The sequence below is a fragment of the Mycoplasma zalophidermidis genome (assembly GCF_018913985.1).
Taxonomy (GTDB): Bacteria; Bacillota_I; Bacilli_A; order Mycoplasmatales; family Metamycoplasmataceae; genus Mycoplasmopsis; species Mycoplasmopsis zalophidermidis.
The window spans coordinates 244106-258232 of sequence record NZ_JAHMHK010000001.1 but is presented as its reverse complement, the minus strand read 5'-3'; the positions used below and the strand labels follow the sequence as shown (position 1 = coordinate 258232).

The following is a 14127-nucleotide window of genomic DNA, read 5'->3' as shown; positions in this document are numbered from 1 at the left end:
TTTTGCATTATTATTTCTCTTGACTTTTAATTACATCATAGTCGAAATCAGTAGGAACATTTCTTCCGAAATATTCAACTTCAACGGAAACCATTTTTTTAGTGTCGCTTGCTTCAATAACTTTACCACTTTGACCTTTAAATGGCCCATCAATGATTTCTACAATTTCGCCGACAGAAAATTTTGTTTCAAGCTTTCCTTCGTAGAAATCTTTCAACATTTTTTCTTCGGATTTAAAACATTTTCTTATTTCACGACTTGTTACTGGTGTTGGTTTTGCCCCTTTACCAGATGAACCGATTAAACCTGTTACATACTGTGTGTTACGGATAACAAATCAAGCTTTATCACTCATATACATATTAATAAAAATATAACCACTGTACATGTTGATCATTTTGACTGTATAAGGTTCTCCGTTAAGTTTCTTTTCCGCCTCTTTGGCTGTAAGGCTAGGTTTTTTGAAGATTTTAAATGCACCATCTTCTGTAGCTTCGTTGTTGAAACAGTCGTCGACTTGTTCACTAATTATTCTATTTCTTAATGATTCAACAACCAAATCCTCTTTACCAGATACTGTGCTGATCATGTATCATAAAAATTTTTTTTCTTCCATATTTTCTCCTACTGTGTATTTAATTTAATCCTAATTTAGTTCAAATTAGAGTGATTAATGTTGCAAAAAGCACCACAACTGTCGTGAATAATAAAGTAAAAATTACTACCTTTAAAAATGATGTTCAGTTTGTCTTTTGGCTAGGTCATCTAACTCGTTTCATTTCTTTAACAAAACGTCTAACCCTGTACTTTTTAACTTTTTTTGTTTTGTTCTCAGGCATTATTTTTCCTCTTTATGTAATGTGTGTGTTTTACATTTTGGACAATGTTTTTTGATTTCTATTCTTGCCGGGTTCCCAGACCCTTTGTTTGTTGAATAGTTCATTGAACGACATTCCGAACAACTTAAGGTAATTTTTACTTTTTTCATATTTATAATTATAATTTATTCTCCTTATTTAACGGTAAATAAAAAAGTGCCTCGCACTAACTACTATTTTACACCATCTATGTAGCAATTAAAAGATTTTTTAATATGATGCAAATAGTCATTTTTTTTATTTCCGGTCATAAACATAATTTTATTTTTATCATTTTCTAATTTACACATATTTCTATATATTTCGTCAAATTTCAGTTTATTATTAATAAATAATTTTATATCGTATTGGTATATAAAATTATCAAAATTCAATTCTGCATAATCGTCTTTAAGATTAAATAATTCTTCAACAGGTATTGGAGAAATATTTATTTTTCTTTTATTTCTTAGCCAGTAATTTATTTTTGTTAAGCAAAAAAATTTACTAGAAGAAATCAAAAAAGTTTTGAATGATGCTCCTTTATCTGTTCTAAAATTCTTAATAATTAATGGTATTTTTAGTAAAAATTCATTATAGATATCTTCATAAGAAAGCGGGATATCGAATTTTCTGCTAAGAATTGATTTAAATGTAATTATCAATTCTTGTTTGTATAAGCAATCAATTAAATATACTTGTTTTTTAAAACTAAGTGATGATAAAAAACTACCAACTTCACTTTGATTTAGTTGGTTGAATTTTGAAATTAAATTCATAGGCTACTCCTTGGTTATTTGATTTATTAATAAACCTGCAGCAACTGAAACATTTAAAGATTGCACCGTTCCCTTTTGTGGAATATAGATAATAACATCAGACTCATTTAAAACTGGTTGTGATACACCCGAGCCTTCATTTCCTATAAGAAGAATAGTTGGTTTGTTGTATTCGACTTTATCGAAGTGTTGAGCATTTTCGCTTAATGCTGATGAGTAAACTCAGTATCCTGCTTTTTTAAGTCTTTTCAAGGCAGCAACAAGATTGTTGACTTTTACGACCTTAACACCAACAAAACCACCAGAGCTTACCTTTAATACAGTGGAAGTAATTCCTGCTGATCTGTCTTTGGACAATATAATGTGTTTAATACCTAAAGCGTTAGCAGTTCTTAAAATAGCTCCCAAATTATGGGGGTCTTGAATTTTATCTAATACCAAAACGTTATTTGGTTTTTCTTTTTCGATTATTGCAAGATCATAAATAGGGAAATCTTTTAAAACCGCAATAATTCCTTGGTGATTTTCTCTTGTAATTTGGTCAAAAAACTTATTATCTTCAACGACCACTTTTACAGTTGTTTGGGTTTTTATTTTTTGAGCAAGATTTTCGTTGTTAACATAAATAACCATAATGGGCAATTTAGCGTTTATTGCATCGTTTACAGAATTTCTTCCTCACAATATTAATTTTTCCATATTATGTCCTTTAATTATTATTAATTTTTCCGTTTTAGTTTGTGTTAATAATGTCCTGTTTTCATTAATTTTTCTCTACAAATATCAGCATTTAAATAGTCTTTTTTCTCTACAAATGAACGCCATTCGTCAAAAAGTTTTATTGATTCCAGATAGTTTTTGTAATTAGTTAATGTTGGGTGCAAAATGTTTAAAACAGTGATTATTGTTTGCGCAACTTCATAAGATTTATATTTATTATATTTTTTGATTTCTTCATTTAATAACATATTATATTTTGCGAAATCATAATTAGCTAATGCTTCAAAAATTTTAATTGATTCTTCAGATGCAGATGACTGGCCAAAATTATTGCCGTGATTTAAAAAGATTTGAAAAATCACTTTAATATATTTTGATTCAACTGATTTAAGATTCTTAAATAATTCTTCCGTGATATTTATTGGCGCACTAAATTTAGCGGTTAAAATCATTAATTTATAAATTTCAACTCCATATTTATTAAAAAATTCTTCAGGAGAAATAACGTTTCCAAGTGATTTTGACATTTTTACACCTTCGAGATTAATTTGTCCCGTTCTCAATCATTCACTTGCCAAGTGTTTATTATGCAATGCAAAATGTTGTATATTTTCATTTTCATGGTGGGGAAATGTTAAATCCATTCCGCCACTATGAATATCAACTCCTTGAGAAGAAAAATGTTTATCTATTAGGGCACAACATTCAGTATGTCAGCCCGGTCTACCTTGTCCAAATGGAGAATCGTATTTTATACCTACTTTTGTATTTTTTCAAAGGGCAAAATCGGCAGGGAATTTTTTATTGATGTTTTGTTCCTCAAAAGCCATTTTTTCAATTTTTTGTCCCGAAACACTACCATAAGAATCAGCATTTTTTTTAACATCGAATCAAACATTCCCTTCTGAATCAGAATATGCATTACCAGTATCAATCAGTCTTTGAATATATTTTGTAATTACGTCCATATTATCAGTAACTTTTTCAACACATGTAATAGTGTCAACATTTAACATTTTTAATAAATCGAAATAAACTGCGGTATATTTTTCCGAAATTTCTTTCTCTGTTTTATTTGATTCAATAGCTTTGTTAATGATTTTGTCATCGATGTCAGTTATGTTATGAACTAAACAAAAATCTTTTTTTAAAAAACGCATTGCTTTTAAAATTAGGTCAAATGTGACTATTGCTCTTAAGTTTCCGATATGAGGGTTGTTATAAACTGTCGGTCCACAAATATATAATTTAATCATGATATTAATTATACATATTTAAATTTGTATTTGATATATATGTTATGTTGAATCTAGGAAAAAAATTTTTTATTTTGTAAAAAAATAAATCACAATTATTAATTTTAAGAAAATTGATTGCTAATTCACACATTTTACAATGGAATAGGTAAAATTACTGAAATAAAAAATAATGTAAAGTAACTCCTTTGTATTTGTAGCGATGCATTAAAAATCATTAAAAAATGGCTAATTTTTTACCTTATTACTAAATTATATATAGAGATTAAGTATAAAAAATAGTATTATTGATATATGCAAAAATATGATGAAAATAGTATTCAACAATTAAAAGGTTTAGAAGCGGTGCGTAAACGTCCTGGTATGTACATTGGAAGTACTGACGTTAATGGATTACACCACTTAGTTTGAGAGATAGTTGATAACTCAATCGATGAGGCGTTGGCTGGTGCAGCCAATGTAATTTCAGTTATTTTAACCAAATCAGGTTCTGTAATAGTAAAAGATAATGGTCGTGGGGTACCGGTCGGTAAAACCCAAACGGGAAAAACTGCAGTTGAAAGAGTATTTACTGAACTACACACTGGTGGTAAATTTGATGAAAGCGCTTATAAGACATCTGGGGGTCTACATGGTGTTGGTGCTTCTGTAGTAAATGCATTGAGTACAAAGTTAATAGCCACAGTTCATAAAGACGGCGGAATTTATGAAACTGTTTTTGAAAATGGCGGTGAAATAACACAAAAAACTAAACTAATTGGTAAAACAAAAGAAAATGGAACAATAGTTGAATTTTGACCTAATTATGAAGTATTTAAACGCTCAAAATTGAGTTACGAAAAAATATCTGAAAGATTAAGAGAAAGTAGTTTTTTAATTGCTGGTTTAAAAATTATTTTAATTGATGAGATAAGAGATCAAAGAGACGAATTTCAGTACGAGAATGGTATAAGTGCGTTTGTAGAGTTCATGAACGACTCTAAAAACGCAATTGGAGATGTTTTTACATTCCGAGAAACTAAACGAGATATTGAGGTAGAGTGCGGTTTTCAATATACTGATAGTTATAATGAAACAATTCTGTCTTTTGTTAACAATGTTAAAACTAAAGACGGTGGAACGCATGAATCGGGATTGAAATCAGCATTAACTAAAACATTCAATGAGATAGCAATGGATGAAAAAATGATCAAAGGTAAAAATACTTTTGATGGAGATGATATTCGCGAAGGTCTAACAATTATAATCAGTGTTAAGATACCTGAAAAATATCTTGAATTTGTGAGTCAAACCAAAGATAAACTTGGAACCCCTGAAGCTAAAAGTGTTGTCGAAGAAGTCGCCCTTAAGCATCTTAAAATTTGATCGGTAGAAAATAAACCATTAGTTAAAAAAATATTAGACAAAATTAAAAAAGCTGCCGAAGCTCGAGCTAGTGCACGTAAAGCAAGAGCCGAAGCTCGTTCAACCAAAAATGCTTTAAAAGAAAAACAAATTTTAAGCGGTAAATTAACACCCGCCCAATCAAGAAATGCATCCGAAAAAGAATTATTTTTAGTTGAGGGCGATTCTGCTGGAGGTACCGCTAAAAAAGGTCGTGATCGCAAGTTTCAGGCAATCTTGCCTTTAAGAGGTAAAGTTCTAAACACTGAAAAAGCTAGACTTTATGAAATATTAAAAAATGAAGAAATTGCAACAATTATAAATACTATTGGGGCCGGTGTTGGTGATGATTTTGACATTAAAAAAGCTCAGTATGGCAAAGTAGTAATTATGACTGACGCCGACACAGATGGGGCGCACATACAAATATTACTTTTAACATTTTTCTTCAGACATATGAGAGAACTTGTAGATGCTGGTATGGTTTATATCGCATTGCCACCTCTATTTAAAGTTACGAGTACTAGAGGTAAAAAAGAAATTATTTATGCTTGAGACGAATTAGAACTAAAAGATATTCTGCAACAACCGAACTTTAAAAATGCCGAAATACAGCGTTATAAAGGTCTTGGTGAAATGAATGCAGACCAGATTTGAGAGACAACAATGAATCCCGAAACTAGAACTTTGATTCAAGTAAAAATTAATGACGTTACTTTAGCTGAAAGACGTGTTTCAACATTAATGGGTGACAATGCTGAACCAAGAAAAGAATGAATTAACGCAAACGTAGAATTTAGTCTTGAAGACGACTATGAAATTTAGGAGGCCTAATGACATCAAAAAATAAACTTAAAATCGACCAAATTGTCGAAAAAATTGTTGCTGAAAATATTGATTCAATTATGGCGGATCGTTTTAGTCGTTATTCAAAATATATAATTCAACAAAGAGCGCTACCTGATGTTAGAGATGGTTTGAAACCAGTTCAACGTAGAATTCTTTATTCAATGAGTGAATTAGGTTTATTTTCCAATAAACCATTCAAAAAATCAGCGAGAGTTGTTGGTGATGTTATTGGTAAATACCACCCGCATGGTGATAGTTCAATTTATGAAGCAATGGTTAGAATGGCACAAGATTGAAAAATTGGCCACACGTTAATTGAAATGCACGGTAATGTTGGTAGTATTGATGATGACCCAGCAGCCGCGATGCGTTACACAGAAGTTAGATTGGCTAAAATCAGCGAATACATCTTAGGAGATTTGAAAAAAAACACTGTTAAATTTGCCCCTAACTTTGACGATAGTGAAAAAGAACCAATTGTTTTACCATCTATAATTCCTAATTTATTATTAAACGGAGCAAGAGGTATTGCTTCTGGTTTTGCTACTGATATGCCACCACACAATTTAAATGAAATTATAGACGCCGCAATTGCAAAAATTAAAAATCCTGAAATTTCATTAAAACAATTAATGAAATATATTCAAGGCCCTGACTTCCCAACCGGTGGAATTGTATACGGGAATCAAGGAATTTACGAAGCATTTGAGCTTGGTAGAGGTCGTATCACTCTTGTATCAAGATATAAAGTTTATGAAGACAAGAAAAATAAATATATTGAAATTACAGAAATACCTTATGGTGTAATTAAATCAAAATTAGTCAGAGACATAGATTTACTAATAACTAATGAAAATATTAATGGGCTATTAGAAGTAAAAGATATGTCTGACAGAGATGGTATCAGTATTTTAATAACTCTTGATTTGAATGCTAATGAAGAAACAATATTAAACTTTTTACTGCAAAAAACTGAAATGCAAGTATACTACAATATTAATAATGTTGCTATCGTAAATAATTCACCTAGATTATGCGGTTTACAACAACTTTTGAATGAATACGTCGGCCATGTTAAAGATATAAAAACTAAAACTTTACAATTTGATCTTGCTAAATATAAAACTAGATTAGAACTTGTAGAAGGTTTTATTAAAGTTTCAGAAATTACTGACAAAGTTATTGAAGTAATTAGAAAAAGTGAAAATGGTAAACAAGGCGTAATTGATAATTTAGTAAGTGTTTTTGATTTTACTATTAATCAAGCAACGGCGATTGCAGAGTTAAGATTATATAGATTGTCAAAAACTGATAAAGAAGCATTTCTGTCAGAAAAATTAGAATTAGAGGAATTAATTAAGCGTTGCGAGTTACTTTTGAGTGATTCTGGTCAATTTAATGATTGAATCATTGAGGTTCTAAAGGAAATTAAAAAAGAATTCGGCATACCTAGAAAAACGACTATAAACCAAGAAGAAATTAAAATTAAATATGATGAAGCTGACCTAGTTGTGAGCGAAGATGTAATTTTAAGCATCACCAAACATGGCTATATCAAGAGATTCTCTACAAGAGTAAATGAAGCGAATGACTGAACAACATTTGGCATTAAAGAAGAAGACAGAATTCAATTTTATGGCAAGGTTAATACAACAGACAGTATATTAACTTTTACCAATCTTGGTAATTATGCGTTAGTTCCGGTTTATAAAATTCAAGAAAGCAAGTGAAAAGAGTTCGGCTCGCATCTATCTGAATTTGTTGAATTACAATCGGGTGAAGAATTGGTTTCAGTTATTAACGTAAAAGACTTTGAAACTCTTAACTATGTTTGTTTATTTACAAAAGAAGGTCAAGGAAAAAGAGTTTTATTAAAAGATTTTTATGTTTCAAGAAACAATAAAACATTTACCGCAATGAAATTGCGTGCTGGAGATCAACTAGTTGGGGCAAAATTATCAAATGGTTACAAAGATATTTTAATTATTACAGAACGTGGTTTGGCTTCTCTTTACACTGAAAATGATGTACAAATTTATGGAACCAAAGCGAACGGTACTAAATCTTGTTTTTTACCACCTATTGATAGTATTGTGGCATTTTGTCCAGTAGAATCTGATGATGTGGTCACATTACTGGCCAATGATAAATTTGTTAAAAGAATAAAGGTGAATGACATAACCAAAATAAGTAAAAAACATTTAGGTAAGCCACTATTCAATCAATTTAAAACAAAACCATACGTGGTAACTGATGCAATGTCAACAAATTTATCTAATGAAATTTTTGTTAAGAACAGTAATAATGAATTAACTTTGGAAAAAGTTTCAGAGTATCCTATAACGACAATTAAAGAAGGCTTTTCAAAAATTAAAGTTGAAGATGTTGCTAATTTATCATTTAAATCAAATGACGAGACATCTGATGAAATTCAAAATATTGAAAAATCTTACGAAAAATCGACTGACAAAGAAGAAAAAATTATCGATAATGCCCAAAAACAAGTTGATAATTTATTGGATATGGATGTTGAAGCAATTTTAAAAAAATACTCAATTAAGTAAATAAAAAAAATTAACGTTTTTGTGAATGTTAATTTTTTGTACCAAATGACCGGCAATACAAGCGTCATTAAAAAAAGTTAAATAAAGAATTTTCATAATGGAAAAATTCAAAGGCATGTCTTATAAGATTATAAATAAGTTAACAATATTATTATCGACAACTTGTGATTTAAATGAAAATGCACATAAAATTTACTCAATTACCTTTGCCCAACTTATTTAAATGCAACAATATTAAAATTAATAACAAAGTTAATTAACACGATTTAAATAAATTTAAACGAATTTTATTTCTTAAGATTATCAATTTTATTAACAAACAAAATTTTCATCTTTTCTTCAAGTTCGTTGTCGTATTCCCTCGCATGCTTTTCTAAACCTAATTTAAATTCATTAAAGTAATCATATTTTGAATAAACATTGAGGTTATCTTCAAAGAATTTAAGGATTTTATCATAATAAACAATCTTGTATTTATCACCAAACTTTAATTTGCTTTTATCTATTGGATTGTAGTTTGGAACAAAAATATAATAATGTTTGTTAAGACCGTCGAACCTATTATCGCTTTGAGTATTTTCATAATACTTTGAAAGTTGAGATGTTGCAACTTCACTTTTTTTATCTTTGCTGTTAATATCGGATTTTATTTTGTTTTCAATTATTATTAGATTCATTTTATCTTTTATTAAAATATCTATATTTTTAAATTCGCGCCATAAAACAAAATTTCCTTCCGACCTAATTTCTAAAACTTTTTCGACAAAACTTTTAAACAAATCTTGGTTAATATTTAAAAAGTGACTAATTAAGTTAGAAAAGACTAATTCATCATTTTCTTTTTTGATTATTTTCAAAAAAGAATTTTTATCATTATTTTTTTTAATTTCTTCATTTAGATCACTGATTTTCAAAGTTTTGTTTTCACTATGTCATAACTCTTTATTACTGATTAATCCATTTAAATCCTTATAGGACTCTAATTTGATTTCTTTTTCAAAATATTGTCTTAATGATTGTTTGCTAAAACCTTTATCGGTTCTAATGTAATAAATATTATCCTTTTTTAATTCTTCTTTATCGGTTATGAAAATATCTTGGTTTGGTAAATACACTTCGTCAGCTTTATAAGTTGCGTATGTACCTGGATTGCCTTCTGCAAAATTTTTGTATTTGTTATCGGAAAATATGTCAGATAGTGAAACTTCTCCATATTTTATATTCAATTCTTTTTGAACTTTATATCTTTCTACTTCATCGGAATAATGTTCTTTAATAACGCCACTCAATATATGTAATCCTAGTGCTTTTGCTAAAACTTTATATAAATGTTTACCAGCTGGTCTCACTAATAAAATTGTACTTTCATATTTTGTTCTATTCTTATTTAAATACCCTCGTGAACCTAAGTATATATAATTATTGCCATCATCAGCTTTGCATAAGTTAATTATTTCATGCCCGATATTTCCGTCTTCGTGTAAAAAATCTCCAACGTACATTTTGTTTAGAATAATTTGCTTGCACATGCTCAAGTACCCCTTGAAAATAATTATTTACTTACTTGTATTTTACATCATACTGTACTAAATTCAAATAGACATATTAATGTAATTATTTTAATTAAATGTTCATATGAAATATTAAACAAAATAGCCACCTATAAAAGAGATAAAATTTTGTGGTTTGAGTTGATTTACTAAAATACTTAATATTCAATATATGTGGCATAATTCTTGTTTTATAAAAAAATAAAGCAAAAATCAGCAAAAAAGTATAAACAGTATTAAGTATAATTATTATAATCAAATAAGGAAGTTACAATGATTAACATTAAAAATATATTTAAGAAAATAGATATGAGAATGTTTATGGCTTTATTATTTTTTGGAGCATTACCGACTGTCTATACTACAATAAGAATTTATTGAATAGGTCAAATACCCGATACCTGAAGTTTTTCTATTGCTTCTCAAATGCAGTGAGTGGGCTTGTTATACGAAGTATTACAAGAATCTTTTATATTGCCTCTTTTCTTTTTTGTGGGAGGCGTTATTGCTAACAAAAAAGAGTTAGAAAACAGATTGAGAACCGGCATAATTTTTGCTTTTTCGATTTATTTAATATTAACAATAGTAATCATTTCAGCCGCAAAGTCTCTCACAATATTAATGTCTAACAGCCCTTCTATAATTGATAAGGCAGTTTATTATATAAGATTAGAATCTATATCAAGCATAATAAATATTATGTTTAAATTTATTTTGGTTGCCCTCATAACAATAAAAAAAGACAAAAATATTTATATCCCATTAATTTTGCAATTGATATTGACTATTATCCTTGACATATTCTTTGTTTCTAATTTGAGTGTGTCTTTAAAATTGGGTGTAAATGGAATCGCTATATCTAATATTATTGTTTCTAGTGCAATGCTGATTATAAGTTTAGTTTTATTAGAAATTGAAAAAATTAATATTTGAACTTTAGAAAAAATGGACTTTAGATGATTTAAACGTTTTTTACCGATTAGTGCTATTTCAGGTTTAGAAACATTAATCAGAAACTTGTTTTTTATGTTTATGATTGTTAAAATGATTAATATGGTTGGTGAACAAGGCACATTTTGAGTTACCAATAATTTTATTTGAGGTTGATTATTATTGCCTGTACTGCAACTTGCAGAGGTTGTAAAAGCTGAAGTAGGAATCGGTAAAAACAAAACCATTAAGGAGAATACCTTAGGATATTTTGCAATTGTTACAATTATTGTAATGATTTGGTTGATTACAATACCTTTATGAAAACCTTTTTTAAAAAATGTTATGGGACTAGATACTTATAATGTTGTATATAAACTAGCATTAATTAGCTTATTTTTCTATATAACCTTTGCTTTTAACGCCATTATTGATGGTATATTTTATGGTCTGGGTAGAACGGATTATATGTTATACCAATCTATAGCAGTGAATTGTTCATTCTTTGTTATTATGTTTATTCTTTATAAAACAGGAGTATGAACTCCAACGCTTTACTCAATTACTTTAATGTTTGCGGGTGGAATTTCAATTGATTCAATATTGACATATATTATATTTGCCGTAACGCTTAAAAAGAATAAAATAAATATTTTCAAAATATTAAAAAAGGATTACAAATCAGGAGATGAGAATGATAAAACAGTTATAAATAAAGACGATACTCAAGTTATTAGTCGTTATTCTCAATAATAAAATTATTAAAGAAATTCCATTCTTAATGAACTAATCATTTTATAAGAATGGAATTTTAGATTCCGATGAGCTGATTTATTTTTTGCTTTTCCACCATGATAAGACCAAAATAAATAGTTTACATTACATTTATGAGCATTATATTCAATTAACGGATTAAATATCAATGTTAAACATTAAACAAATATATTTGAATATATTCAACTATTATCAAAACAAATTAATTGATGGACTAGAACATTTTTTTAAAAAAAATAAAAGAAAATAAATTTTAAAAATTGTGTTGTTCCTATAAACAACTTTTTATGTGATGTTTTATGCAAATTAAAAATGTAAAGCTTAGTTTAACAAAACTGCTATTTTTAAATTTATATTTTGTATCTATTATAATCAATATGACCTAATCTTCATACTGTTAATATTATTGATGATTTAATTATATTAAAAAGATAGCGTTTCCGCTACCTCACAAAACTAAAAATCAAGCGCAACACAAATACGTTTGGTATTTTTATTATATTTCTTTAATAAAACTAATTTAATGAAATATCTTTTAGAAGTGATAACAATTTATTTTTTAAAATATTAAATCTCCCCTAATGATTTTGGGGTTGGAGTTAAAAGGTCTTACAACAGGAGTTGGGGTGAGATTAAACATACTATGAATCAAATAAAATTTTTAATTTATGGGGAGCAGGAAAGAATTCTAAGTCAGAAAATGTAAATTTGAGTTGTTGAATTAAAACTTAAAAACCAAAACTATTTCCCAATACTTTTATTTACGTTTTTCATTTTGAAATTCATTTTATTTTTATTAAACCAAAGTTTTTACCATAAGTAAATCTTCAGAACGACTTCATGACAACAGTTCTCTTGCCATTTTTTTATTTTTCCACAAGATATTTTGACAGCATCAAGAACTTCTTTGAAATGTAACATATGGTTCTGCTCTGTAAATTCTTATATCTTGTTAGTTGGCTGGTATTCCTATTTTTCAAATTCAAGTCCATTATCAATTGTCATAGTTTATAAGCAAGTTATTATGTTTAATTAACTCTTTTAATTTAGCGTTTATTTCAAATGAGCCTTTACTAGAGACAAATATGGCAAAACTAATCCTAATCATCCTTTTGGTGTGAGTCAAAATATTTTTGTATCTAGTAGTCTTTTTTAGGATTGGATCAGCTTCTCAATGGCCGTATTCTTATCTTAAATCTGTGTGCTTTTGCCTAATTCATATTGGGAAGACATAGACGGCTCTTTATAAATCTCTTTAATACTAATGCTCGCCTTTTGCCAACTATTTTCTTTGTCTATCCTTTCATTTTATTTCTTTTAATTCAATTGAAAATCGTTCTTAGGGCAGGCATTTTAACGCCTTTAATATGATGGTAAATGACTTTAACGCCACAAAAATTTTGTCATATATTTTTTTAAATATTTTCGTAAATTCTTCATATTCAAAATTAACACTAAATCTAAACATACATTTATGGTGATGTCTAATTTTTGATTTTTTGTCCGCTTTATCATGCTCATAAATGTTGTTAAAACTGGAATTTTTTTAATTTCCCTTGATATTGACGAAGCACTTCTTTTTAATTCTCTTGCTATAAATCTCGCGTACATGTGATTTTCAAATGATTTTTGAATAAAAAATCTTTCCTCTTTTGAAATATGTTTATATTTTTCGACTGTATAATAAATATAGGTCCCTTCAGTACTTGTGGGCCTTTTTTTATATTAAAAAGTTCAAGTGAGCAATTAACATTTAAAGGATGTTAATTTTTATTTTTGTTCTTAACGACTGGATAATCTAACATTTAAAAATGTCTTTCTTAACTGTTGATTTTTGTTTTATTTACTAATTCTACTGAAAAACGAGTAAATTAGTAAAAATACTGAGAAGCATTTTGTTTATAAATCAAATATTTTAAGGTAAAATTAGGTTAATATGTGGGCTTTTTATTCATTAGCGAGTTTTTGCGCAATACTTACAACTATTCTTTGATTTGTGTTCAAATTTCGTTTAATTCCAAAAACTAGATACGATATTAGTTATATTAACTACAATAAACTAAAAGCCAAATCTTACTTATTAGGTAAAATTAAACTACCCACAAAGGTTTTTCAATTATTTCGTCAAAACATTCATAAGATTTTAAAGTTTTTATTTATTTCTCTTTGCTGTTTGGTTCTTTTGCTTATAGGATATATTGCAGCAGAGTTTGCTCTTTATTTTAAATTTAAGCTCAAATTTTATTGATTTGAATTAGAATTAATTTTAATATCTCTTCCTATTTTCCTATTGATTTATATTCTTTGAATTCTAATTTCCTCAATACATAAAGGATTTACGGTTAAAAAACAGATTGATATTTGAAATAATCAAAATAAAAATATTGAAATTGAATGAAATAAAAAAATAGACCTTGATGATTATGAGCGTTTTAAAAACATTATACTTAATGAAACATTCACTT

11 protein-coding genes are annotated in these 14127 nt (G+C 28.0%); 3 read left to right on the top strand and 8 right to left on the bottom strand.

All coding sequences use genetic code 4. From position 1 onward, the window contains the following. Positions 1 to 10: 10 nt before the first annotated feature. The 6 genes from nusG to KQ878_RS01055 form a co-directional block, all read right to left on the bottom strand. The gene (gene nusG / locus KQ878_RS01080) at positions 11 to 616 is read right to left on the bottom strand and encodes a transcription termination/antitermination protein NusG (RefSeq protein WP_216505278.1); all 606 of its coding nucleotides are present in this window, start codon (positions 614 to 616) and stop codon (positions 11 to 13) included. A 19-nt stretch (positions 617 to 635) separates the two neighbouring features. Then, entirely contained in the window at positions 636 to 839 is a 204-nt protein-coding gene (gene secE / locus KQ878_RS01075; RefSeq protein WP_216567769.1) for a preprotein translocase subunit SecE, read from the bottom strand. Continuing rightward, a complete protein-coding gene (gene rpmG / locus KQ878_RS01070) occupies positions 839 to 988 on the bottom strand; it encodes a 50S ribosomal protein L33 (RefSeq protein WP_216567768.1) in 150 nt (49 codons plus the stop codon). The genes secE and rpmG overlap by 1 nt, the downstream gene beginning before the upstream one ends. Before the next feature lie 63 nt (positions 989 to 1051). Continuing rightward, positions 1052 to 1636, bottom strand: coding sequence for a hypothetical protein (locus KQ878_RS01065; RefSeq protein WP_216505276.1), 585 nt, complete (start codon positions 1634 to 1636; stop codon positions 1052 to 1054). Positions 1637 to 1639: 3 nt separating this feature from the next. After that, complete coding sequence (gene rlmB / locus KQ878_RS01060) at positions 1640 to 2335, bottom strand: 23S rRNA (guanosine(2251)-2'-O)-methyltransferase RlmB (RefSeq protein WP_216567767.1); 696 nt, start codon at positions 2333 to 2335, stop codon at positions 1640 to 1642. Positions 2336 to 2379: 44 nt separating this feature from the next. Beyond that, positions 2380 to 3612 carry a class I tRNA ligase family protein gene (locus KQ878_RS01055; RefSeq protein ID WP_216505274.1) on the bottom strand — a complete coding sequence of 411 codons (1233 nt, stop codon included), beginning with the start codon at positions 3610 to 3612 and terminating at the stop codon, positions 2380 to 2382. A 294-nt stretch (positions 3613 to 3906) separates the two neighbouring features. On the opposite strand from KQ878_RS01055, the gene parE reads away from it, so the two are divergent. Beyond that, positions 3907 to 5820 (top strand): DNA topoisomerase IV subunit B, encoded by a 1914-nt coding sequence (gene parE / locus KQ878_RS01050; protein WP_216505273.1) that lies wholly within the window; start codon positions 3907 to 3909, stop codon positions 5818 to 5820. Between the two features lie 8 nt (positions 5821 to 5828). Further along, complete coding sequence (parC, locus tag KQ878_RS01045) at positions 5829 to 8408, top strand: DNA topoisomerase IV subunit A (protein WP_216567766.1); 2580 nt, start codon at positions 5829 to 5831, stop codon at positions 8406 to 8408. 287 nt (positions 8409 to 8695) lie between these two features. On the opposite strand, the gene KQ878_RS01040 is transcribed toward parC, so the two are convergent. Continuing rightward, positions 8696 to 9910, bottom strand: coding sequence for a PDDEXK-like family protein (locus tag KQ878_RS01040; protein ID WP_216567765.1), 1215 nt, complete (start codon positions 9908 to 9910; stop codon positions 8696 to 8698). Positions 9911 to 10231: 321 nt separating this feature from the next. Between KQ878_RS01040 and KQ878_RS01035 the strand changes: the two genes are divergently transcribed. After that, the gene (locus KQ878_RS01035) at positions 10232 to 11641 is read left to right on the top strand and encodes an MATE family Na+-driven efflux transporter (RefSeq protein WP_216567764.1); all 1410 of its coding nucleotides are present in this window, start codon (positions 10232 to 10234) and stop codon (positions 11639 to 11641) included. 1404 nt (positions 11642 to 13045) lie between these two features. Here KQ878_RS01035 and KQ878_RS04510 read toward each other — a convergent pair. Beyond that, on the bottom strand, positions 13046 to 13273 hold the full coding sequence (locus KQ878_RS04510; RefSeq protein WP_444850762.1) for a hypothetical protein: 228 nt from the start codon (positions 13271 to 13273) through the stop codon (positions 13046 to 13048). Positions 13274 to 14127: the final 854 nt, after the last annotated feature.